The 24,725-nt window shown below is 40.6% G+C and carries 21 protein-coding genes; 5 read left to right on the forward strand and 16 right to left on the reverse strand.

Annotated features, from left to right (window positions below):
* Nucleotides 1–25: 25 nt before the first annotated feature.
* From CHJ_RS08000 to CHJ_RS08055, 12 genes are all read right to left on the reverse strand, one after another.
* Nucleotides 26–1,120 (reverse strand): TRAP transporter substrate-binding protein, encoded by a 1,095-nt coding sequence (locus CHJ_RS08000; RefSeq protein WP_171752053.1) that lies wholly within the window; start codon nucleotides 1,118–1,120, stop codon nucleotides 26–28.
* A gap of 360 nt (nucleotides 1,121–1,480) precedes the next feature.
* A complete protein-coding gene (locus CHJ_RS08005; RefSeq protein ID WP_171752054.1) occupies nucleotides 1,481–1,840 on the reverse strand; it encodes a MarR family transcriptional regulator in 360 nt (119 codons plus the stop codon).
* Nucleotides 1,841–2,003: 163 nt separating this feature from the next.
* A complete protein-coding gene (locus tag CHJ_RS08010; protein WP_171752055.1) occupies nucleotides 2,004–2,657 on the reverse strand; it encodes an MBL fold metallo-hydrolase in 654 nt (217 codons plus the stop codon).
* A gap of 62 nt (nucleotides 2,658–2,719) precedes the next feature.
* Nucleotides 2,720–3,271 (reverse strand): DUF882 domain-containing protein, encoded by a 552-nt coding sequence (locus CHJ_RS08015; RefSeq protein WP_317917400.1) that lies wholly within the window; start codon nucleotides 3,269–3,271, stop codon nucleotides 2,720–2,722.
* A 132-nt stretch (nucleotides 3,272–3,403) separates the two neighbouring features.
* Nucleotides 3,404–4,990, reverse strand: a complete 1,587-nt coding sequence (locus CHJ_RS08020; protein WP_317917401.1) for a murein L,D-transpeptidase — start codon at nucleotides 4,988–4,990, stop codon at nucleotides 3,404–3,406.
* Nucleotides 4,991–5,151: 161 nt separating this feature from the next.
* A complete protein-coding gene (locus CHJ_RS08025; protein WP_171752058.1) occupies nucleotides 5,152–5,757 on the reverse strand; it encodes a GTP cyclohydrolase II in 606 nt (201 codons plus the stop codon).
* A gap of 427 nt (nucleotides 5,758–6,184) precedes the next feature.
* On the reverse strand, nucleotides 6,185–6,628 hold the full coding sequence (nrfF, locus tag CHJ_RS08030; RefSeq protein WP_317917402.1) for a heme lyase NrfEFG subunit NrfF: 444 nt from the start codon (nucleotides 6,626–6,628) through the stop codon (nucleotides 6,185–6,187).
* A 1-nt stretch (nucleotide 6,629) separates the two neighbouring features.
* A complete protein-coding gene (locus tag CHJ_RS08035) occupies nucleotides 6,630–7,148 on the reverse strand; it encodes a DsbE family thiol:disulfide interchange protein (RefSeq protein WP_317917403.1) in 519 nt (172 codons plus the stop codon).
* Nucleotides 7,135–9,042 carry a heme lyase CcmF/NrfE family subunit gene (locus CHJ_RS08040; protein ID WP_317917404.1) on the reverse strand — a complete coding sequence of 636 codons (1,908 nt, stop codon included), beginning with the start codon at nucleotides 9,040–9,042 and terminating at the stop codon, nucleotides 7,135–7,137. The genes CHJ_RS08035 and CHJ_RS08040 overlap by 14 nt, the downstream gene beginning before the upstream one ends.
* Before the next feature lie 49 nt (nucleotides 9,043–9,091).
* A complete protein-coding gene (gene nrfD, locus CHJ_RS08045; RefSeq protein WP_317917405.1) occupies nucleotides 9,092–10,039 on the reverse strand; it encodes a cytochrome c nitrite reductase subunit NrfD in 948 nt (315 codons plus the stop codon).
* Nucleotides 10,040–10,041: 2 nt separating this feature from the next.
* The gene (gene nrfC, locus CHJ_RS08050) at nucleotides 10,042–10,725 is read right to left on the reverse strand and encodes a cytochrome c nitrite reductase Fe-S protein (protein WP_171754476.1); all 684 of its coding nucleotides are present in this window, start codon (nucleotides 10,723–10,725) and stop codon (nucleotides 10,042–10,044) included.
* Nucleotides 10,725–11,405, reverse strand: a complete 681-nt coding sequence (locus CHJ_RS08055; protein WP_171754475.1) for a cytochrome c3 family protein — start codon at nucleotides 11,403–11,405, stop codon at nucleotides 10,725–10,727. The genes nrfC and CHJ_RS08055 overlap by 1 nt, the downstream gene beginning before the upstream one ends.
* A 537-nt stretch (nucleotides 11,406–11,942) precedes the next feature.
* On the opposite strand from CHJ_RS08055, the gene nrfA reads away from it, so the two are divergent.
* On the forward strand, nucleotides 11,943–13,364 hold the full coding sequence (nrfA, locus tag CHJ_RS08060) for an ammonia-forming nitrite reductase cytochrome c552 subunit (protein ID WP_171754474.1): 1,422 nt from the start codon (nucleotides 11,943–11,945) through the stop codon (nucleotides 13,362–13,364).
* A 519-nt stretch (nucleotides 13,365–13,883) separates the two neighbouring features.
* Here nrfA and CHJ_RS08065 read toward each other — a convergent pair.
* The gene (locus CHJ_RS08065; RefSeq protein WP_317917406.1) at nucleotides 13,884–14,531 is read right to left on the reverse strand and encodes a hypothetical protein; all 648 of its coding nucleotides are present in this window, start codon (nucleotides 14,529–14,531) and stop codon (nucleotides 13,884–13,886) included.
* Nucleotides 14,532–14,633: 102 nt separating this feature from the next.
* Entirely contained in the window at nucleotides 14,634–17,273 is a 2,640-nt protein-coding gene (gyrA, locus tag CHJ_RS08070; protein WP_171754473.1) for a DNA topoisomerase (ATP-hydrolyzing) subunit A, read from the reverse strand.
* A gap of 482 nt (nucleotides 17,274–17,755) precedes the next feature.
* Between gyrA and ubiG the strand changes: the two genes are divergently transcribed.
* From ubiG to CHJ_RS08090, 4 genes are all read left to right on the forward strand, one after another.
* Nucleotides 17,756–18,466, forward strand: coding sequence for a bifunctional 2-polyprenyl-6-hydroxyphenol methylase/3-demethylubiquinol 3-O-methyltransferase UbiG (ubiG, locus tag CHJ_RS08075; protein WP_171754472.1), 711 nt, complete (start codon nucleotides 17,756–17,758; stop codon nucleotides 18,464–18,466).
* 391 nt (nucleotides 18,467–18,857) lie between these two features.
* The gene (gene nrdA / locus CHJ_RS08080; RefSeq protein WP_171754471.1) at nucleotides 18,858–21,143 is read left to right on the forward strand and encodes a class 1a ribonucleoside-diphosphate reductase subunit alpha; all 2,286 of its coding nucleotides are present in this window, start codon (nucleotides 18,858–18,860) and stop codon (nucleotides 21,141–21,143) included.
* A 99-nt stretch (nucleotides 21,144–21,242) separates the two neighbouring features.
* On the forward strand, nucleotides 21,243–22,376 hold the full coding sequence (nrdB, locus tag CHJ_RS08085) for a class Ia ribonucleoside-diphosphate reductase subunit beta (RefSeq protein WP_171754470.1): 1,134 nt from the start codon (nucleotides 21,243–21,245) through the stop codon (nucleotides 22,374–22,376).
* 85 nt (nucleotides 22,377–22,461) lie between these two features.
* On the forward strand, nucleotides 22,462–22,740 hold the full coding sequence (locus CHJ_RS08090; protein ID WP_171754469.1) for a 2Fe-2S iron-sulfur cluster-binding protein: 279 nt from the start codon (nucleotides 22,462–22,464) through the stop codon (nucleotides 22,738–22,740).
* On the opposite strand, the gene CHJ_RS08095 is transcribed toward CHJ_RS08090, so the two are convergent.
* Both CHJ_RS08095 and CHJ_RS08100 read right to left on the reverse strand, forming a co-directional pair.
* Entirely contained in the window at nucleotides 22,716–23,036 is a 321-nt protein-coding gene (locus CHJ_RS08095) for a hypothetical protein (RefSeq protein WP_253822126.1), read from the reverse strand. The genes CHJ_RS08090 and CHJ_RS08095 overlap by 25 nt on opposite strands.
* Before the next feature lie 229 nt (nucleotides 23,037–23,265).
* Nucleotides 23,266–24,507 (reverse strand): CinA family nicotinamide mononucleotide deamidase-related protein, encoded by a 1,242-nt coding sequence (locus CHJ_RS08100; RefSeq protein ID WP_171754468.1) that lies wholly within the window; start codon nucleotides 24,505–24,507, stop codon nucleotides 23,266–23,268.
* Nucleotides 24,508–24,725: the final 218 nt, after the last annotated feature.

The raw sequence follows: 24,725 nt of genomic DNA on the forward strand, positions 1-24,725 counted from the left end.
TCCGCTTAGCTTTTTTACGTCAAGGTTATTTAGCCTGACTATTTAGGTATGCTCTATGAGAGATATCTGTCCACGAACGAACTTGTTGTAGATAATCCGCTTGAGACTTTTGAATCTCTTTTGTTAGAGGATCTTTAGCAGCATGCTCTTTAAGTAGCTTGTCGTTCGCCGCTTTCATCGCTTGCATTACTTTTGGTGGGAAATCTTTTACCTGTACATTTGGATATTCAGTTTTGATAGATGACCAGTTTTTACCGCTTTCATGCGTTGCTTGAGTATACATATCGTAAGCCGCAGTACGCATAGCTACACGTAAGATTTCGCGTAGGTCTTCAGGTAAGCGCTTCCAAGTACGTTGGTTAACTAAGAACTGAAGCTCTGATCCTGGCTCATGCCAACCTGTGTAGTAGTATGGTGCAATTTTGTGGAAACCCATACGTAAATCCAAAGATGGACCTACCCACTCCAATGCATCGATAGTGCGTCGCTCTAGCGCCGTATATAGTTCTCCCGGTGCAATGTTGGTTGGCTTAGCGCCCAGCTCAGCCAATACTTCGCCGGCAAAGCCCGGTATACGCATCTTCAGGCCTTTAAGGTCGTCAACCGTATTGATCTCTTTTTGAAACCAACCACCCATCTGAATATCGGTATTACCACCCGGGAATGAAAGTAGGTTGTGAGGAGAGTAAACCTTTTCCATTAGCTCCATACCGCCGCCATGATAAAACCACGCATATTGCTCTGCTGGGGTCATACCAAATGGCATTGAGGTGAAATAAAGGGTGTTTGGAACTTTACCTTTCCAGTAATAAGAGCCTGAGTGACCCATATCATATTGACCCGATTTCACCATATCAAACACACCAAGTGGTGCTTTATGTTTGTTGGCTGAATCAATCCTGATAACTAAACGACCATTTGACATTTTTTCTGCCATTGCCGCCATATTCTTTGTCGCGTCACCAAAAACCGGGAAATTTGGTCCCCATGTTTCTGCCAATTTAAGGCGATAAACTTTATCGGCCGCACTCGCTGACGTGGCAAGTACAGCGGAACAAGCAGCCGCCATTATCATACTTCCAGCAATGGCACGCTTTATTGATTTTTTAACTAGGCTCATACCCATAATCCTTTATCTACTAGAGTCAATGTGACAATTTTCATCGCTACAATGAACCAGTTTTAAATCTGTTTATATGGGAATGAACACGCACTCAAGTTACATCCAGAACATCAGGTAAGACCTTTGTATTACGTATAACTACTTAAGAAAAAATAGAGGGCAGAATTTATCTTATTGAATAATAGAAATTAATGGGATTAAGACAAATGATCAAACGTAATTAGTACTTAGGTAGTACTACATCAGCAACTTTATAATTAGGTTAATTTTATGTGATACAGAACAGGATTTCAGTCGCTCAAAAACGCAAAAAGCCCCTGCAATAGGGGCTTTGTTACCTTTTAAGATATCTTGTCGTTATACGATCTTATAGATAACTTTGTTTCCTGCTAGCTGCTCTTTTGCTACTAGGTTTTCGTCCAACAGTTTTTTCAATGCTCCTGTTGCCCAAGATGATGCTTTGCCATCTTCTTGACCCGCTTCTAGACCAATGCCTTTTGAGTTAATACCTTCAGGCTTACTGCTTACGATATCCAAAACTTGTTGTTGTTTTGGTGTTAGAGAAACGGTCACTGCGCTCGCAGTTGATTTTGCTACTTCTTTTACCGGAGATTCTTTTACAGCTTTTACTGCTTTAACAGCGGGTTTCGTCGTTGCTGTAGCTTTAATACGCTTTTGCAGTTTCATCTGCACGTTACGTTTATGCGCAAGTCTCATTGAGTTGTTTCCTAAATTACTGCCCAATATGGCAAAAAATCAAAACGCGATTTATAACAAATTTTTCGTTGAATTAATAGCAGCTGTTGTTGAACTGCTCACATATCCAACAATTTTGTCGAAAAATCGCTAACTCCATACAATTTAACAGTTTTAGTAAGTATTAATATAGCGGCATTTCATCGGCCACAAATGGGTTTGTTCGTCTCTCTTTTCCAAAAGTAGACGTGGGACCGTGCCCTGGTACAAAGGTCACATCATTTCCTAACACCCAAAGTTTTTCTTTAATTGATTTAATTAAGGTATCGAAACTGCCTTGAGGAAAGTCTGTTCTACCAATACCACCAGAAAACAGTACGTCACCTACGAAGGCCAGTTTTGCCGTGTCGCTATAAAATATCACATGGCCGGGTGTGTGGCCGGGAGTATGGTAGACATTTAATACTTGGTTACCGAATGAGATAGTATCTCCTTCATCTAACCATTGGTTTGGTTCAAATGCTAACGTTAGCGGAAAACCGAACATTTGGCTCTGGCCTTCTAATCCTTGTAGCCAAAAATTGTCAGCTTTGTGTGGACCTATAACCTGACATGATAACTCTTCTGCTAATGGCGTAGTGCCACCCACATGATCCAAGTGTCCATGAGTTAAAGCAAGGGAAACCACTTCAACACCAAGCTCTTTAATTAGTGCTGCCAATTGTTTTTCATCACCACCGGGATCGATAACAATGCCTTTCATTGTCTCATCACACCAGACAATAGAACAATTTTGCGAGAAAGAAGTTACAGGAACAATTTGATATTGGAGACTCATAGTTTTACTCAATACTTAACAATCGCAAAACTATGACACCAGAAAAACAAGAATACAAGTTTTTACCATGATCGAACTTTGCCGGTATCTATATGGACAAAATTACTTTTAGGATAATAACCGACACCACCTTGTTTAAGGCTCATTGCCGCTTTTCTTACCTCACTAAGCTTTACCCCTTCCAAACTAAAATCCAGCGCTTTACCTTGCATATGCAAGCTCTTTTTCGCTACCCCACTGCCAGATTTGCTTCGAAGTAGATGGTTCGTTTCAGGAGAACGGTAACCAGAAATAATATGCACTTTGGCGTCAGTTTGTAACAGAGACTGAATGGCGTTTATCTGAACGAGTAGTCGCCTATCAATAGGAAAAACTTGGTTCTGCCTAAAATCACGACAGATATGATCAATCTTATTTAGTTCAGACTGAACAAAATTAACACCATCAAAATAGTGGCTGACTAACTCTTCACCTGTATGCACATTCGTCATTAATATCTTCTGTTCTCGACTAGCAGAACTCGCGAGTGCGCTATGCGGATAGAATGTCGCTAACGAGATTCCGGCTACGACCGTTTTAATGACATCACGACGTGTCATGGATACTAATGGCATAAATTTAACTTTGTTTGAACACTAAAAGGCCACAAGCTAACGGATATAGATTATTAGGTCAAATAGGAATTTATTGAGGCATTTTATCTAGTCGCCTTCAACCTTTGATGCCATTTTGAATCGGAAGGAAACTCATTTTTTGGTCAGTAGATAGCTTTCTTCACTATTATCATAAGCATAGGAATCGTAACCATAGTTGTCATAACCATAGATATCATTTCGGTACTGTATTAATCCATCTTCCAGCCAAGCGGTTTGATAGGTAAACAGCACCGGAATTTTCTTTTTCAGAGGAATTTTAACGTTAACTTTATCTTTTAGATCACTGCGTTTTGGTGCCTCTATCTGTTGAGTTTGCAAGAGCAGTGCTGCAAACTTGTCTGCATGCTGTACTCGCACACAGCCTGAACTAAATGCTCTAGACTGCTTATCAAAAAGATACTTTGATGGTGTGTCATGTAGGTAAATAGCTCTTGGATTAGGCGTATTAAATTTGTAGTAACCTAAAGCATTACGATTACCTGGTGCTTGAATAAACTTGTATGTAAAGTCCTCTGCGCGAATCTCATCCCAGTCTATAGAGTTGGCGGGGATCTCGGTATCTGCCCCCCAATACTCCACGATTTTAAAATTGTGTTTACCAATGTAATTGGGATCTCTTTTTATCGCTGGAATAATATCTTCTTTGGCAATCTTGCTGGGAACATTCCATGTTGGATTGAAAATTAAGGTATCCATTTTCACCTGTAACAAAGGTGTTTTTCGCTGTTTTCTACCGACAACCACCTTAGTAGAAAACGCTTCTTTGCCCTGCAACCAGTAATCGAGTTTAAAAGCAGGCAAATTGACCACGATGCTATTTTGCTTGTCCACTTTATATAAACGACCTCTTTCTATGTTTAAAGCGAGAACTTGCAGTCGTTTACCTACTGGATAATTGAGCCAATACAGAGTATCGGCCCCAATAACGCCGTCATCTTTTAAGCCATGCATTCGTTGAAATTTTTTAACCAAAAAGTACAAGTTATTGTCGTAGTATCGATTAGTGGCATCCACGTTAGTCACATCTAATCCGACTAAGCGAATACGCCCTATTACATCCTGCTTACTTGGCATGTAGTCGCCACGCTTTAATACGGTGCCTGAGCGCATGACTACAAGGTTGGATGGTTTCTCAGCCTGCAAACCACCCAGTAACTCTGCTAGCTGATGTACATTTCCGCTGGCGCTTAATGTGTCCAGATAGGCCACTAAAGAATCGTTTTTGATCTGCTCCGCCATGATGGATATATCCAGTGGCAAGGAAAATATCTCTTTCTCAGAAATCGTGCCACCGAAAAACCATTTGAGTCCCTGTTTTTCAGCTGCGAGGGTATATTTTTGGTAACTAATAAATGTATCTGTTGCGAGTAAATCATATTCAAACAGCTTGGACTCATTACGTAATTGAAGCAGTACTTGATATCGATTTGAAAAATAGGGACTAAGTTGAGAGTAATGCATTAAGGCCAATAGCGTTTCTAAAGACTCTACCGCCTCTTTTTGATACCAAACCAACTGAAATTGATTCTGTTCATACAAACGTTCAAGATCATTAGAATGCTGTATATATGATGCTACTGGTGAGCCAGAACTTAGCCAGTTAAGCTTGTAGAAAGACTCCAAAGCCAATGACTGAAAGGAAGCTGTAACTAGAACAATAAGCAATAAAAATCGCAAATACTTCACCTTACTTAAACGGAAACAGTTGAGGCAACTAATCAGACAAATAGATAGTCGCTGTAACTAAGTATGGCAAAAGATCTCACTAAAACTTATTAATTTAACGGGGTAACGGGTTAAAGTGAGACCTGAAAGCGGTAAAGGAGATAATCGACTCGCTATTCGGATTCAATATTTAGCTTATGATGACCGTGAGAAACTTTCGCTTTTAAATAGCTTTCGTTGCCACTCTTCAAATGAGCAGCCGTATTCACGACCTCATCAATTTCGATGCCATACTGCTGAATTTCGTTGATTTTTTTCGGATTATTCGTAATCAGCCTAATGTTATTGACGTTTAGAGCCTTTAACATTTGAGCCGCTTCTTCGAAATCTCTTAGATCATCGCCAAAGCCTAAATGATTATTGGCCTCGTAGGTATTCATCCCTTGGCTTTGTAATCGATAAGCATCGATCTTGTTATACAGACCTATCCCCCGCCCTTCCTGTCTTAAGTACAAGATAATGCCACCTTCGGTTCCCATCTTATTGATGGTCTCTTCCAGCTGTTCACCGCAGTCACAACGGGACGAATGAAACACATCTCCAGTTAGACATTCTGAATGCATTCTTACTAAAGGTTTAACTTGCTCGGTATCTGCGGATTTAAAGACAACAGCGACATGTTCCTTATCGCTATTTAATCCTCGGAACGATAATATCTCAGCGTCAATATTACTTTTAGAACCGACTTTTAGGGCAACTCTGGCGCGAACTTCAGCCATATTTCTTCTCACTTAATCTAACTTACCGCTATCCATTAGGGTAAGCCTAGTTATCAGTCACAGTATAAGCAATATGGGGACTTAATCATTATTTTCAACCAATAACTTTCATCTATTGGAGATAATTGAATACTATACTCAAGTGACCTCAAGGTGCTTGTTCAGCGAGAATTTATTGGCTGCTGATCAAGGCACTGATTTGAAGGCATAGTTATTCTACGGCAAGAATCAGTAACACAGAGCAGGAGCCAATAAAACTCGCCCTTTGGGAGCACATCAACACGCCCATTTCTGCGTCAGATAATCTTGAAAGGGAATGCCATTCCTTCAATTATCTTTCTTGAACTGAACTTGTTGATGTTGCTCTGAATCCTGCATCTTGAGGTCACTTGAGTATATTCTCGATTGAGAACCAAGGGTAAAAAAACTATTTTTTCACCGCTCGGATGGCTAGTACGCCCCCGATAAGCAAGAGCAGTAGAGGCAAAAACCATAGTAGATAGGTACGATTATTGACACTTGGCTGATACAGTACAAAATCACCAAAACGACGAGTCATATAGTCGACAATTTCTTGATTCGACTTTCCTTCTTTAATCATCTGATAAACATGAAGACGTAAGTCTTTGGCAACAGGAGAGTTAGACTCAACCAAATTCTGATTTTGACATTGAGGACATCGAAGGGACTTTGCCAACTCAATGGCATTTTGTCTTTGTGCGTCGTTATCAAATTCAAATAGTTCGACTTTAATAGCGACGTCTTTATTGTCATCGTAGAAAACCGTTTGGTTATTATTCTGTGCAGACCACGCCAATGAAGCCGTAACAGTTAGCATAGCGATAAAGATAGCTCTTAATAAACGATACATATTACCTCTCAAAATACGCAGCAATACTGTTATCCCAAACAGCTTGATCGATGACACCACTAATCCTATGAACTATCTTGCCATTAGAGTCGATAACAAATGTTTCTGGTGTTCCTATCACACCTAGATCCAGTGCTAATTTACCCTCTGGATCAAAAATCACGTTTTTATAAGGGTTGCCATCTAACACCAGTACTTTGCGAGCATCTTTTTTATTATCGCGATAGTTAAGCCCATAAATAGCAACACCTTGGCGATTTAGCTGTAAAAGAAAAGAGTGCTCCAGTTTACAAATACCGCACCACGATGCCCAAACATTAAGCAGTTTGTAACCATCACTGATTAACTCTTTTTCGGTAACCGGATTATCGCTACTCAATGACTGTAAGTTAAATGCAGGTATTGGCTCATTTAGCATCGCGGTATTGTTGCTCGATGAGTCATCATTTAGTGCATAGGTTAATACCGCAAAAATGGCCAACGATAATGAGGCAAATAAAATCAGTTTAATTATGCGCATTTACTTTCTCTACATTGTCTATATATCTAAACCGAGATACAAAAGCGGCAATTCCGCCTAGAATCATCACCATACCACCAAACCAGATCCACTGAACATACGCTTTGTACTGAATCCTCACCGCGAATGAACCATCATACAGTTTCTCTCCCAGAGTAATGTATAAATCCCCATGCCAATAGCTCTTAATCCCCGGCTCTGTCATGTTCATTACTCTGACTTGATAGTGTCGTCTCTCAGGGATAACTTGATCACCACTACTGGTTGTTAGCACGACTTTCTCAGAGGTGTAATTTGGCCCAACAAACAGTTCTTGCTGTTCAAAGGTAATAGCAAATCGACCAAGTTCTGTTTTCGTTCCAACCGTCATGCGGTCACTATTTTCAATAGAGTGGTACGCGTTCATACTCGCCCCTATTGATGCCATAACAATGCCTAAGTGAGCAAGCCACATAGGCAATAACTTAAGTCGAACTCGTGTTGACGGAGAGGTAGCGAACTGATAAATCATGGATAACATGACATTACTCGCCAAAATCCATGTCGCCAATACCATCATCTCTAGCTGCTGATATTGCAGGCGATACATAATGAAACCAATAAAACACGCCAGCAAAAACTGCACAACCAACACTCGTGGCTTATTGTTTTTACTGCTTAATACAATCGGGGCAGCACTCATTAATAGCAAAGCAATGAATGTCAACGGAGCAAATAAAGAATTGAAATATGGTGCTCCAACGGAGATTTTTCCAAGATTTAATATCTGGAATACCATTGGGTAAAAAGTACCCAGCAGTACCGTTATCATCGCAATGGTAAACAAACCATTGACCAGTAAGAACAGAAACGGCTGTGTGGTAAAGCTTTTAATAGGCTTTGACTGAATGTCGTTTGCTCGATAAATCTGCGAGCCAAATCCGGCTAAAATCAAGCCGAGGAGAATAAGTATTAAGACAACCCCTCGGGTTGGATCCACAGCAAAGGCATGCACTGAGGTCAAAATACCAGAACGAACAACAAAGGTACCTAATAAGCTAAGAGAAAAAGTAATGAACGACAGGCCGAGTGTCCAGCCAATCAATCGTCGGCTATTACTGCTCACGACAAGACTGTGAACTAAAGCTGTCGCCGTTAACCAAGGAAGCAAAGAAGCATTCTCAACAGGATCCCAGAACCACCATCCGCCCCAGCCCAACTCGTAATAAGCCCACCATGCACCTAAAAGAATTCCGGCGGTTAAAAACACCCATGCAAACAAGGTATATTTACGGCTCACTTCAAACCAGTAGGTTGGAATCTCTTTCTGCCACAATGCCGCCAGAGCTAAAGCAAAACTTGAGGCAAATCCAATATAGCCCATGTATAGCAAAGGTGGATGGAAGATCAGTGCGATATCTTGCAGCATCGGATTGAGGTCTCGCCCTTCATCCGGAAGAACCGCATTTAACTCAAAAGGATTGGAAGCAAACAAGGTAAATACAGCAAAAATGGCCACTAAAGAGGCGCTAATGATCAGTACTTTAGTGAGATAACTTTGCGCTACTTTTGTATTTAGTAACGCAATAGCAGAGTTCCAGAATGCAAGAGTGATAACCCAAAACAGCAATGACCCTTCATGTCCTCCCCACACCGCAGCAATCTTAAAAAAGTTGGGTAATGCGCTATTGGAATGCGCAGAAACATATTGAATCGCAAAATCATCAAAGTAGAAAGCAAAAGCTAAAGTGATGATGGAAATGAGAGAAAACAGTAGACTGGCATGCACGAGAGCAAGTTGCAGTGGATAGCACTCTTTTCGTCCTGAATACAGACCAAATGCTGCAATGAGGATAGAAAAGATGGAGGCTATAGCGACTAATAGAAGAGAGAACTGACCAATTTCTGAATACATATTTTATATTAAGAAGGCTTTACCCTAACAGGGTAAAGCCTTTTCATTCCTAAACGACTGTCATTTGACCAGCATATAGAATAAAGGTACGAAGCATCAATACCCCAGCTAAACTAAGTGTGGTAACAAGCAGGATAAACACAGATTTGTGACGCACCTCTTTTGGACAAAATGCGTTTAGCGCTAATGGAACAAGCATACCAAACAGTATCACGCCCCACCAAAACCATGACGCCCAGAAACCACTACCAATAGCATTCCACGCCGCCACTTCGCCTCGTCCACCTGCAAATATAAGCCCAGTAAAGAAGGTAACCATGACAAACAGTTCAAACATCACAACTGGACGCTCAAAACTATGCACCCACTTAACACTTGCGCTATGAGGTGATTCTTTAAATCCAAGAATACCAAACAACATACACGCAGCCGCACCAGAGGATAAACTAGAGAATAAGAACAGTATTGGTAATACAGGGTTATTCAGCATTGGATAGGTTTTAAGCGCTGACAGTAAGAATCCAGTATAGGCCGCCAATACAATGGCAAGAAAGCCAAGGAATAACTCTAACGCATTCTCTACCTTAGCGATTTTATCAATAAGATCACCGACAAATGAAAGCTGCTTAGGAACATATTTCATAATGGTATCTTTGAAAATAATCGCAATCCATGCAAACAGCACAGCCATATAGATGTTAAATAACATCACCCCCATGGACATAACGGAACTGGTATTGTAGTAAATCATGATTTTCCAAAACATCAGAGGTTTTGTTAAGTGGAAAACCAATATCGTCAAACCAGAAATAATGCCAAATGGCGCTAACCATGCTGTGGCTTTTAAAATGCCGTTTTTAGCCGGGTCACCTTCAATAACTTTTCTCTTCAAGTATATTGAAATCATTACCGAGCCTGCGGACATACCCGCCAAAAACAGATAAATAGCTATAATCCAGTCCCATACAAGGGAATCGAAATTAAACGCAGCTTCCATTTCTAAATCTCCCCTTTCTCATGTGGAACTTTGTATAGCTTAGGTTTTGTCCCTAGCTGTACCTTGTCTCGATATACTATCTTGTCTTTCAATACAGCATTAATTTGCGACTCTGGATCATTAAGGTCACCAAATGTTAGCGCTTTGGTAGGACACGACTCGACACACGCAGGCAGTTTGCCTTGTGCTAAATTAGTATCACGACAGAAGTTACATTTATCTGCAGATTTAGTTTCAGGATTAAAGAAACGAACTTGATATGGACACGCGGCTAAGCAATAACCACAACCGACGCACTTGTCGTTATGAACATCGATGATTCCAGTTTCTTCATCTTTATAAGCCGCACCTGTTGGGCAAACCATTACACATGGCGCGTTTTCACAGTGCTGACAAGAAACACGATTAAAGCTGTAATCAACGTTAGGATACTCGCCTTTCGGTTCACTACGTTCAATCTTAAGTCTTGCTACGCCTTCTGGAACATTGTTTACTTCGCGACAGGCATCTTCACAAGCAGTACAACCGATACAAGCATTTTCGTCATAAACCATGCCGTATCGCTTTTTGCCATCTTCCATACTATAAGCAAGAGACTTACCGCTTAATGCTGACGTACCAGCAACACCGGTGGTAAATATAACGGCACCCGCCCCGGTTAAAAAATTTCGTCTTGAACAGCTCATTACTGATCCTCCTGCTTGTCTTTAAGCTGGTTAAAATCAGCGTGACAATCAACGCACATACCAATGATGTCTTTATGACTTTCAAACTCTAGTACGTTCACACCAGTATCGTTCTTCTTCTTAATTCTCGCCTTGGTCTTCATGCGTTTGCTTTTCTTCGTTGCAATATGAACATCATGACAATTTGAACAGGTTAAATTAAGCGCATGAACATCGTGAGTCCAGCTTGCTTGCTGTAAAGAGGTCGCGTCATGACACTCCACACACTCTTTATTCGCTTTGAAAACATCCTCTTGACTAAGCAGAGTTTTGTTTGTTCCAGCTTGAGATTGCGCAGAAGCGTATTTGGTTACTTTTTTTGAATTCTTACGGTGCGTAGAACCGATCTTATTGTGGCAGTTTGCACATGTGACAGGTTTACCCAGTACTTCGGTTGCTGCATCGCCGTGAGTCTGATGTTGCGTAACACGTGAAGAGGTATGACACTGAAGACATTTAGCATCAGGGTCTCGTTTCTTACGGGTTGTTTTTTTGACTTTTGAAACTGTTTTCGTAGCAGTTTCAGCTTTTGAGGTGGCCGCCCCATCCGCAGCGACTGCGTAATTAACGGAAAAACCATAAAGACATAATATAAGAAGAGACTTCAACATTATGGCTATGGTCAATCTACTATTGCCCATGTTTACCTATCCTAATTCCGAAAGTTAAATAAAATAAACTTTCGAACAAATATAAAAGTTTATGAAGTTAAATATAACCCCAAATGATAATAACTCTTATTTAGAAACAGCCACAACGCTATTGCAAGTATTATAATTAGTTCTTCAATTAATGCTTAACTAACGTTCGAAAAGAGTGAGCTATTTCACCTTATTTTATTTAAGGTAATATTCTAACCTTTTGAATATGAAGCCTTAATCTTACAGCCAACTACTACTAAAGTAGTAGTTGAAAATAATGAATATATTAACTACACATCCGCATTAGATAATTAACGATTAACCCTTTAGGGGTATATAAATTAATTTGTGCTTTGGATCACCTCGATAAATTGATCTGAAACAATTTATATTTTTTGTTTAATAAAACTTATTATTTTTCAGCTAGAATATAACGGTATCTCCAAAGTCTTATTTTGGATACCAGTCCACAACGCTAGGTATAAAAAAAGTAAACGGAGTAAATAATGAAAAAACAACAAACATGGAGGCAACACCATGAGTAAGCACTGGATAACAAGTTCTATAACAGCCATCGCTGCTAGCTTAATTTTTAGTGCAGCTAGTGTTGGTGCTGCTGAAGGCAAGATCGGTGATCCACGTAATGAGCAGTTCGAAGCTTCACATGCAGATCAATATCAATCTTGGAAAGCAACTTCTGAAAGCAGTGAAATTGAAGACGCACTAGCCGGTGATCCTAATATGGTCATCATGTGGGCTGGATACGGCTTTGCAAAAGACTACAACAAGGCTCGCGGTCACTTTTATGCGATCGATGACTTACGCAATACACTAAGAACAGGCGCACCTAAAGACGAAAAAACAGGTCCTATGCCAATGGCATGTTGGAGCTGTAAAAGCCCTGACGTTGCGCGTTTAATTGAAAACGAAGGTGAAGACGGTTATTTCGCGGGTAAATGGGCTCGTCTAGGTCATGAAGTCGTTAACTCTATTGGCTGTTCAGACTGTCACAACACAAAAAGCGAAGCGTTTAAAAACGGTGAGCCTGAGCTAATGATCACTCGTCCATACGTGGAACGTGCATTTGAAGCTATCGGTATGCCTTTTGCTGAGCAAGATGATACTGAAAAACAAGCCACTGTTTGTGCTCAGTGCCACGTTGAGTACTACTTCACAGGTCCTAACAAGAGCGTTAAGTTCCCTTGGGATCAAGGTACTAACGTAGGTGACATGGAAGCATATTATGATGCTCTAAACTTCAAAGACTGGACTCACAAAGTGTCTAAAGCGCCTATGCTTAAAGCACAGCACCCAGGCTTCGAAACATGGAAACTTGGTATCCATGGTAAGAACGGCGTAGTTTGTGCTGACTGTCACATGCCTAAAGTTGAAAAAGACGACGGCACTGTATACACAGACCACAAAGTAGGTAACCCACTAGATAGCTTCGACAACACTTGTGCGCAATGTCATACACAAGAGAAAGAGTACTTCGAAGATGTTGTTTCAACTCGTAAAGCTCAAGTTACTAACATGAAGCTAACGGCTGAAAAACAAATCGTAGCCGCTCACTTCGAAGCTGGTGCAGCTTGGAAAGCTGGTGCAACTGAAGAAGAGATGAAACCTATCCTAATGGATATTCGTCACGCACAATGGCGCTGGGACTATGCTATCGCATCTCACGGTGTACATATGCATGCTCCAGAAGTTGCTCTAGAAATTCTAGGTACTGCAGTAGACAAAGCAGCTGACGCTCGTACTAAGCTTGTTCGTCTTCTAGCGAAGAAAGGCATTACTGATCCAATTCAAATCCCTGATATCTCAACTAAAGCAGCCGCTCAAAAAGCGATTGGTATGGATATGGATAAGATGAACGCTGAGAAACAAGAGTTCCTTAAAACTCTTGCTCCTGAGTGGGATAAGAAAGCTGACGCTCGCGAAGCTCAATACAAGTACTAAACTAAGTAGATAAGGTAACGGGCCTACCCCGTTACCTCTATTTTAAAAAGCTAGCATATTGCTGGCTTTTTTATTGTCTATTATTTATCTCAGCTAACAGACATAAGGCCAAACCATAAATCATATCTGCGCTTATTGCTGTCTTATGCAAATCAACCTCTATTGAGAGTCGCTCCGTGCGCACCAGTAACATCATCATTCACTACAAAAGAGTTAACTACCCCAGTAACGCCCACTCTCAACCTTATCCAACGCCAAAGTAGAACTATTGATGCCAGACCAAAGGACACTCTTTATTGGTACTTGATTAACAACGGATAAGATAGTGCCGCATTGAAAGTCGTTACTTATTAGAAGTCGATAGATATCACTACCGTGTTTTACAACAGCTGTTAGTTTGCGGCGAGAACCAATAGAAGATTAGCGAGGTGCTTTACTCACCGCCATCATAAGCGATGAGTAATAAGATATGGGATAAGTATTGTTAGAAAAGCACAGTGTACAAATATGACTTTAACGTTAGTTCATCATTTCACGAGTTTTATTGATCGAGTTTATCAAAGTAACTCTGTCTATATTAGGACGATCGGAATCAAGCACTTGCTGCCAGATATCAATCGCTTTTTGATATTCAAAACTTAAGAAATAATCATTAGCTATTAACATCAAAGCGGTGTCATTAAGCGGGTCTCTCGATAACGCCTCATCAATTAGGCGCTGTACCCCATCAGTAATCCTTTGCGAATTAATGTAATAGTCTGCCGTGGCTTTGGCAGCAAAAACGGTAGATGATGGCTCATCAGTAAGGCGCAGCACATAACTGAAGCAGGTAGAAGCCGATTCAAATCTCCCATCCGCAAAATAGCCTTGTCCTAACTGAAACCAGAGATCGGCATTGTTTCTATCTTGTTTTAACTTCTCTTCAATCTCTAGCAATATTGCATCAATGGTTTTTCCTTGCGCTTTTTTAGATGCAGAAAGAACAACCTCTGGCTTACTTGGTTCAATAACAAGATACCAAATAGAGAATGCCGTTAATGATAGGCATAGTGACACCAGCAGCGGAACCTTAAAAACGGCCGCAGAATATTGACTAAAATTATGCTTATAAAAATAAAGAGAGCAAATAACAATTACTGCTAGTGCAGAGAGAATAATAGGATACATTTTGTCATATCAAACTTGCCAATTCGAGATGTCTAATTTTAACATTTAAAGCAAAAAAAAACCGGGCTAATTGCCCGGCTTACATCAAGATATTAACTAAAGTTACGCTTCAGTATCACTAGAATCATCTGAACCATTATCTTGTTCTACTGAATTTTCTTCTAAGTTAGAAGCCTCTTCAGTTTCAAGTAGTTCACCTTCTTCTATTTCAGCTTCATCAATTTCATCAATGCGCTGTAGAGCAACCACGTTCTCATCTTCTGACGTTCGAATTAATGTAACGCCTTGAGTATTACGACCTACCTGACTTACTTCAGCAACACGAGTACGTACTAATGTTCCTGCGTCTGTGATCATCATGAACTCATCGCCGTCTTCAACTTGAACTGCGCCAACTACTGGGCCGTTTCTCTCTGAAACTTTAATAGAAACAACACCTTGAGTTGCACGACCTTTGGTTGGATATTCTTCTAATACCGTACGTTTACCATAACCATTTTCAGTCACAGTCAGTACATCACCTTCGTTTGAAGGAACGATTAGAGAAACAACCTGATCGCCATCAGCAAGTTTCATACCTCTAACACCAGATGCTGTACGTCCCATTGCACGTACTAGTTCTTCTTTAAAGCGAACAACTTTACCGGTTTTAGAGAACAGCATAATGTCACTTTCACCATCAGTGATATCAACACCAATAAGCGAATCGTCATCGCGTAGATTAACGGCAATAAGACCGTTTGAACGAACTTTAGCAAACTGGTCAAGAGAGGTCTTCTTAACCGTTCCATCACCTGTCGCCATAAAGATATACTTATCTTTAGAGTACTCAGAGACAGGGAGAATCGCCGTAATACGTTCACCTTCTTCCAATGGAAGAATATTTACAATTGGCTTACCACGAGCAGTACGTGTTGCTTGAGGTAACTGGAACACCTTCAAGCTATATGTCTTACCACGAGTTGAGAAGCAGAGAATATTATCATGAGTATTTGCGACAAGCAGACGCTCAATATAATCTTCATCTTTCATCTTAGTGGCGCTCTTACCTTTACCACCACGACGTTGTGCTTCATAGTCATTAAGAAGTTGGTACTTCACATAACCTTCATGTGACAGCGTAACCACAACATCTTCTTGCGCGATAAGCTCTTCCATATCCATATCATGGACAGCGGCCGTTATTTCTGTGCGACGTTCGTCACCAAAGCCATCACGTACTGCGACAAGCTCTTCACAAATAACTTCCATCAAACGTTCTGTGCTAGCAAGAATATGCATTAATTCAGCAATAACATCGAGAAGCTCTTTGTATTCATCAAGAATTTTCTCGTGCTCAAGACCCGTCAGTTTTTGTAGACGCAAGTCTAAAATAGCTTGGGCTTGTTGCTCAGTTAAGAAATACTGACCATCACGAATACCAAACTCTTCTGCTAACCAATCTGGACGAGCGGCATCTGTACCTGCTCTCTCAAGCATTGCTGCAACATTGCCAAGGTCCCAACCACGCGAAACTAAGCCAGCTTTCGCCTCTGCTGGTGTTGGAGCACGACGAATCATTTCAATGATTTCGTCAATATTCGCTAGAGCCAGAGCTAAGCCTTCAAGAATGTGTGCGCGATCTCGAGCTTTACGTAGCTCATAGATAGTACGACGAGTAACCACTTCACGACGGTGATCAACAAAACACTTCAGCATCTCTTTGATGTTGAATAGTTTAGGTTGACCATTATCTAGAGCAACCATATTGATGCCGAATGTCGTTTGAAGCTGAGTTAGTGAGTAAAGGTTATTAAGAACAACCTCTCCTACTGCGTCACGCTTACACTCGATAACAATACGCATACCATCTTTATCAGATTCATCACGAAGAGCACTAATGCCTTCCACTTTCTTATCTTTTACCAGCTCAGCAATTTTCTCAATTAAGCGAGCTTTGTTAACTTGATAAGGAATCTCAGTAACAATAATGGTTTCACGACCATTTGCAGCGGTTTCAATATCCGCTTTAGAACGCATGTAAACTTTTCCGCGTCCTGTTTTATAGGCGTCTACTATCCCTTTACGACCACTGATCATTGCGGCAGTAGGAAAATCAGGACCAGGAATATGTTCCATGATTTCATCAATAGTAATGTCTTCATTGTCGATAAATGCAAGACAGCCATCAATAACTTCTGTCAGGTTATGTGGTGGTATGTTTGTTGCCATACCTACCGCGATACCAGACGAGCCATTTACCAATAAGTTCGGTACTTTAGTTGGTAAAACAGCTGGAATTTGTTCTGTACCATCATAGTTTGGTACATAGTCCACCGTTTCTTTATCAAGATCTGCCAACAGTTCGTGGGCAATCTTCGACATACGAACTTCGGTATAACGCATTGCCGCAGCAGAGTCACCGTCAATAGAACCAAAGTTACCTTGGCCATCTACTAACATGTAACGCAGTGAGAATGGCTGAGCCATACGTACTATTGTGTCGTATACGGCACTATCACCATGTGGGTGATACTTACCAATTACGTCCCCGACAACACGGGCAGACTTTTTATATGATTTGTTCCAATCATTACCAAGAACATTCATCGCAAATAAAACACGACGGTGTACTGGTTTAAGGCCATCACGCACATCAGGAAGAGCACGACCTACGATAACTGACATCGCGTAGTCTAAATATGAACCTCTCAGCTCATCCTCAATATTGACGGGTGTGATCTCTTTAGCTAGATCGCTCATAGAGCCATTATTCCTCTATAGTTTGATCGTATATTCGATACGTACAAGGAGGGAAAATATAACACAGTTTGTTGTGGTACGGCATCCCTTTCATTCACCTTTTATAATGTTGTGACATTGGTTTAGAATCTGATGTACAAAAAAGCATCAACTTGGAGTTATACATTTGATTAGAGGCTAGTTTTTAACCATTCCAACACGGTTATCTCCAACAATACACCGAATAAGCGCAATTTAAATTTGTCGTCAACAGCCTCTAATTGCTCTTTTCAACTCTAACTAGGGTCTTTTGACCTTTCCCGTATGTTTTTGCGGCTTTATGCCGGTGTTTTATACAAGGCCGCGTCTGTGCCGTGTCGTCATTGACACAAAACGCGCTCCATTTTGCCATCCTGCTATTTGAGCGAGTCCTAATGACAATTTTGAGCTCACACAACAATATGGTTATAATCCGACGATTCGCAGTCAGCTAGTTAGATAATATGCAACAATCAATAAATGTAGATCCCGATGAAATAAAGAAATTTGAAGATATGGCATCTCGTTGGTGGGATTTGGAAGGTGAATTTAAACCTTTACATCAAATCAACCCACTCCGACTTAACTATGTTTTAACCGGCTGTAACGGACTCTTTGGCAAAAAGGTTCTCGATGTAGGTTGCGGTGGCGGCATTCTCGCAGAGAGTATGGCAAAAGAAGGTGCCGAGGTAACAGGGTTAGACATGGGGAAAGAGCCGTTAGAAGTCGCTAGGCTGCATGCATTAGAAACCGGGACATCATTACAATACATTCAAAGTACCATTGAAGACCATGCTAACGAGCACCCGGCCAGTTACGACGTTGTTACTTGTATGGAAATGTTAGAGCATGTTCCTGACCCACTGTCTGTCATAAAGTCGTGTGAAAAATTGGTTAAACCTGGCGGTCATGTCTTCTTTTCAACCTTGAATAGAAACATTAAGTCTTATCTGTTTGCTATTGTGGGCGCGGAACAGTTACTCAAAATCGTCCCTAAAGGTACTCATCATCACGATAAGTTCATTAAGCCTTCTGAACTACTTAAAATGGTTGATCAAACCGCCCTTTTCGAAAAGAGCATCACTGGACTTCACTACAACCCGCTCACTGATAACTACCGATTAGGTAGCAATGTTGAAGTGAACTATATTGTGCACACACAGCTCGCACAATAATGTAATTAATAGCCGGATCTTTCTATTGGTTTTGAGTAAGATCACACTGATGAAGTTTCGGCTAAAATCAAGAAAAATATTTTTTATTTTATTTTTATTTTTGTTTTGATCGAATTGACATTTTTCCTCGCTAATTCTCGCCTATTTCCATCAGTTAGCAGCTACTAACTGTTTTTCAATTTGTCCATATCCTTAGCTAATCTCCTTAATGTTAGTGTATTGAAAAATGATCAGAGTAAGACTATCTTGTACTCGCTCAAACAAATAATCCCTATATATAGTGTTTTAGTGATTTCACTGTTGGGGAGCAGATCACATGAGTCCTTATTGATTTTTGACAATAACTACAAAAAATGGACGTTAGTCAGTATTTTTAGGAAATTAAACCATAATGAATCAACAACTCACCGTTTCTAAGCGTAATGGACGTAAAGAAAATATAGATTTAGAAAAGATCCATCGCGTTATTACCTGGGCAGCTGAAGGGCTAGAAAACGTCTCAGTATCTCAAGTAGAAATTAAGTCGCATATCCAATTTTATGACGGTATTACCACCTCAGACATTCACGAAACTATTATCAAATCAGCGGCTGACCTTATCTCAGAAGAGACGCCAGATTATCAATATCTCGCCGCTAGATTAGCCGTTTTCCATCTGCGTAAGAAAGCTTACGGACAATACGAGCCACCTACTCTTTATGATCACGTTTCTAAACTTGTAGAGTCCGGAAAATACGATAAGCATTTACTAGAAGATTATAGCTATGATGAATTTGTAAAATTGAATGACATCATAGACCACAAGCGAGATTTGGATTTTTCTTACGCAGCGGTTAAGCAGCTTGAAGGTAAGTATTTTGTTCAAAACCGTGTCACCAAAGAGATTTACGAGAGTGCTCAGTTCTTATATATCTTGGTTGCCGCTTGTCTGTTTGCAAAATATCCGAAGAAGAACCGTTTAGATTACATAAAACGCTTCTATGACGCGGTTTCTACTTTCAAGATCTCGCTTCCTACACCAATTATGTCTGGTGTTCGTACGCCAACTCGCCAGTTTAGCTCATGTGTGCTTATTGAGTGTGATGACAGCTTGAACTCTATCAATGCAACGGCAAGCTCAATTGTACGTTATGTTTCTCAGCGCGCAGGTATTGGTATTAATGCCGGTCGTATTCGTGCATTAGGATCTGAGATTCGCGGTGGAGAAGCATTTCATACTGGATGTATCCCATTTTACAAATACTTCCAAACGGCAGTGAAATGTTGTTCACAAGGTGGAGTACGCGGTGGCGCAGCCACTGTGTTCTACCCAATGTGGCATGGTGAAGTTCAATCGCTAATGGTGCTAAAAAATAATCGTGGTGTTGAAGAAAACCGTGTTCGTCATATGGATTACGGTGTACAGCTGAATAAGACGATGTACTCTCGTCTAATTAAGGGTGGAGACATCAGTTTATTCTCTCCATCAGATGTTCCCGGTTTGTACGATGCATTTTTCCAAGATCAGCAAGAGTTTGAGCGCCTTTATACTCAGTACGAAGCAGACTCATCCATCAAGCGTGAAACCGTTAAGGCTGTTGACCTGTTCTCTCTTCTCATGCAAGAGCGCGCATCTACTGGTCGTATTTACATTCAAAACGTCGATCATTGCAACACTCATAGCCCGTTTGATCCGGCTGTCGCGCCTATTCGTCAATCGAATCTTTGTCTTGAGATTGCCTTACCGACTAAGCCATTAAACAATGTAGAAGATGATGAAGGTGAAATCGCTTTATGTACGCTTTCAGCCTTCAACCTTGGCGCCATTGATTCACTGGATGATTTTGAAGAGCTTTCTGAGCTTGTTGTTCGCGCTTTAGACGCATTGCTCGATTATCAAGACTACCCTCTTCCAGCTGCGTATAAGTCAACAATGAACCGCCGGACCTTAGGTGTGGGCGTGATTAACTACGCTTATTACTTAGCCAAAAATGGTGTGAAATATTCTGATGGCAGCGCTAATGGCCTAACACACAAAACATTTGAAGCTATTCAATACTACCTGCTGAAAGCATCAGTTGCGTTAGCGAAAGAGCAAGGTGCCTGTCCTCTCTTTAATGAGACCAGATACGCGCAAGGCGAACTGCCAATTGATACTTACAAGAAAGATGTGGATTTAATTTGCGACGAACCCCTGCACTACGATTGGGAAACATTAAGAGAAGAGATTAAAACGCACGGGTTAAGAAACTCAACCCTAACCGCATTAATGCCTTCAGAAACCTCGTCTCAAATTTCTAATGCAACGAATGGTATTGAACCACCGCGTGGCTTTGTTTCCGTTAAGGCGTCCAAAGATGGAATCCTAAAGCAGGTCGTTCCTGAGTACTTATCGCTGAAAGATCAATACGAGTTGTTATGGGATATCCCTTCAAATGATGGCTATCTTCATTTGGTTGGAATCATGCAAAAGTTTGTAGACCAAGCAATCTCATCTAACACCAATTACGATCCAACTGATTATGAGAGCGGCAAAGTGCCAATGAAGCAGTTACTAAAAGACCTGCTTACTGCCTATAAATTTGGCGTTAAAACTCTCTATTATCACAACACCCGTGATGGTGCGAGTGACGGCCAAAATGGCGATGTTGCTCAGGCGCAAGATGATGATTGTGCCGGTGGTGGTTGCAAGATTTAACCGATAAAATTGATAACATATCTGGCTTAAACCGGATAATAAAAAAGTATAATTTTCCCTTGAGCAATCAAGGGAAATCTCAAAAGGAATTCGTATCAAATGGCTTACAGTACGTTTACACAAACTAAAAATGATCAACTTAAAGAACCCATGTTCTTTGGCCAGCCGGTTAATGTCGCTCGTTATGACCAGCAGAAATTTGAAATTTTCGAAAAACTCATCGAGAAACAGCTAAGCTTCTTTTGGCGTCCAGAAGAAGTTGACGTATCTAGTGACAGAATCGACTACAACAATCTTCCTGAGCATGAAAAGCACATTTTTATCAGCAACTTAAAGTATCAAACTTTGCTGGACTCCATTCAAGGTCGTAGTCCGAATGTGGCATTGCTACCCTTAGTTTCACTGCCAGAAGTAGAAACATGGATAGAAACTTGGTCATTCTCTGAAACAATTCACTCACGTTCATATACTCATATCATTCGTAATATCGTCAATGAGCCAAGTGTCATTTTTGATGATATTGTCGAAAACGAACAGATTCTAAAACGAGCTAAAGATATTGCTCACTATTACGATGAGCTAATCGCTTTAACCGCCGATTATCACCGCTACGGTGTCGGTCAGCATCAAATCAACGGAGAAACCGTAACCGTTGATCTCAATGTTCTTAAGAAGAAACTATACCTCTGCTTAATGTCGGTTAATGCACTTGAAGCCATCCGCTTCTATGTAAGTTTTGCTTGTTCTTTCGCCTTTGCCGAGCGTGAGCTGATGGAAGGAAACGCGAAAATAATCAAGCTAATTGCTCGTGATGAAGCGCTGCATCTTACTGGCACTCAATACATGCTTAACTTACTACGCAATGGCCAAGACGACTTTAGCTTTATGCAAATCGCCGAAGAGTGTAAACAGGACTGTTTTGACCTATTTAAAGAAGCGGCAGAGCAAGAGAAAGAGTGGGCAGAATACCTATTTAAAGACGGTTCTATGATAGGTCTGAATAAAGACATTCTTTCGCAATATGTTGAGTATATTACCAATACTCGAATGCAAGCTGTTGGTCTCGCTCCTGCTTACCCAGACGCCACATCTAACCCAATACCATGGATTAACGCTTGGTTATCCTCTGATAATGTTCAGGTAGCCCCTCAAGAAGCAGAAATCAGCTCCTATCTGGTCGGTCAGATAGACAATGAAGTTGACGCTGATGATTTTGAAGACTTCGAACTATAGAAGCCCCTTCAATTACACAACTTGATTTAGCGCTAGCCCTCTATTTTTTATGGCTAGCGTGTTATTCACTCAAACACGTGTCCCTATGTATAAAATAAACATTACAGGTTTGTCCCCGATTCTAGCGTCTTCAAATAAAACACTATTGGAGAATATGGAGTCAGCAAATTTACAACCAGAATACCACTGCCGAGATGGTCATTGTGGTGCGTGTAAATGCACTTTGGTGTCGGGGGAAATTGAAGAGATTGGCTTTAAAATGGCCTATACCTCTGAGGGAGAAATATTACCCTGCATAAGCAGGGCAAAAACTGATCTATTGTTAGAAAAGGTAAATTATCAAATTAAAGCAAAATCAGCTTGATTGGATGAACGATCACTGAAGCAGAACTGGTTAATCCCTTGACACATTTCAATCGCCACTCCATTTTTCAGCACTTTCTCCGCATTGGTTTGTGAAATAGATTTATCACCTATACAGCGGCCACCATCATCAAATAGAGATACTCGATACCCTTGAGTAGACGATGATCCAAGATCAAATGGAAGATCAACCCATAAAGAAATAACATCCATTGACGTAGATTTATTCGTTTCACCGAGAAGAATTCGCTCTCCGGAAACCTCATACCACACTTCAATTTTAGATTGACAAAGCATACTCAAACCTCCTGCCTTCCTTGGGTGAGTTCGTGTTTACTAAACGAACAATATTCAGTTTAAAAGTTTTTGCAGTAATAGCTAGGAGAAAGTTCAATCCAAATTGTTACAATATCATTAACCTGTTATTTAACAACAACATAAGCTTTAGATTAATCCGTTATAAGCTAAGCGGATTAATCTCATTTATTTGTTATATTCAGTAAGTTTAAGGAGTTACAAGCGAGAATTAATCACTTAAAATTGCGCCCGGAATAAACAACTCTTTTTCACGAATAATCGAACTATATTGACCAAAAATCGGCTTATTTTCTTGCATTCTTCTGAGCATATCCAGAGTCAAATAAGCAATAAGCTCTCTTTGATCTTGCCGATCATATTTTCGCTTCAAAGAGATCACTTGTCCCCACTCTCCTGCATCGGAAGAAAGCGCCACAGCGACTTGATTTTCGATCAATTTACCGACGGACAAACCAATATCCGCATCGGTTTTTTCTTTGATAGCGGCTGCGAGTGCTAATGCAGAAGCTAGCGGATCATTATCTGCAATATCTATATGATTGGCATTATTGAGCACCCAACCTTGAACCAAATTGTTGTCGGTTTTCTCATTACCAGTAAACAAACTCGTTAAATGGCCACCAGTAGCAACCTCAGATATAGACACTTTGCTTCCACTGTCTGTTATCAGCCCCCCGATGTTACTCAACATCTCTTCATCTATGCTGACAACATTATCACCCAAGTGAGCATAAATAATCTTTAACAGCGACAGTCGTTTTTGCTGTTCATTTTGAGGACCAAACAGCTTTACTTCAATAAACGGAATATAAGATCGGTAACCCAACTCGAACCCATCAGGCAAAGTAAGATTATCCAGCAAATCAGAAATACCAGACTCAGATAAACCCATGGTATACATTCTGCTGACTTCAGAAGGCGCAATTTGAGAATAACTCGCCACTAAAGTCGGCAATATCTGCTGTTCTACCATTATCTTAAATTCACGCGGAACACCTGGAGTAAAGAAAAACCACGTGTCGTTGAACTTAACGCTAAAGCCACATGCAGTGCCAACTGGGTTGTCTATTAGTTCCGCGCTTTCAGGTAGCATGGCTTGTTTTAAATTACTCTCTGGCATCTTGCGGCTACTTTGTTTGAACATAGATTCCATTTGCGCCACCCAGCTATCAAACAGAACCAATGGTTCTCCAGCAGCATCAGCTATGGCTTGTGCTGTAATGTCATCAGACGTTGGCCCTAGCCCACCATTTACAATCACGATATCGTGATTAAAACTCAAGTTTAATAGTTCATTTGTCAGAGCGGAGAGTTGATCGCCAACCGTTGAACGCTTAGAAATAGACAAGCCGTTTTGATAAAACAGGCGCGACAACCAAGCAGCATTTGAGTCAAGAATATCACCATGTAATACCTCTTCCCCAGTACTTAACATTGCAATTTTAAGCATATTGAATAACAACTCTTTTATATGAAAAACACCTTGATAAAACTACGCTAAAAACCACACCCTTGTCGAACCCTAAAAGCAACTTTTTCTGATTCGTAATCATATTTAAGATTGAGACCCAGTCTTAATTAGCAACCAGCAAAGCGTAACCTGATACATAAAATTATCGGAAATGTTTGATATGAGTCCATTTTTGCACTGGAATTAACAAGATATAC

The organism is Vibrio sp. MACH09, assembly GCF_033238805.1.
GTDB lineage: Bacteria > Pseudomonadota > Gammaproteobacteria > Enterobacterales > Vibrionaceae > Vibrio.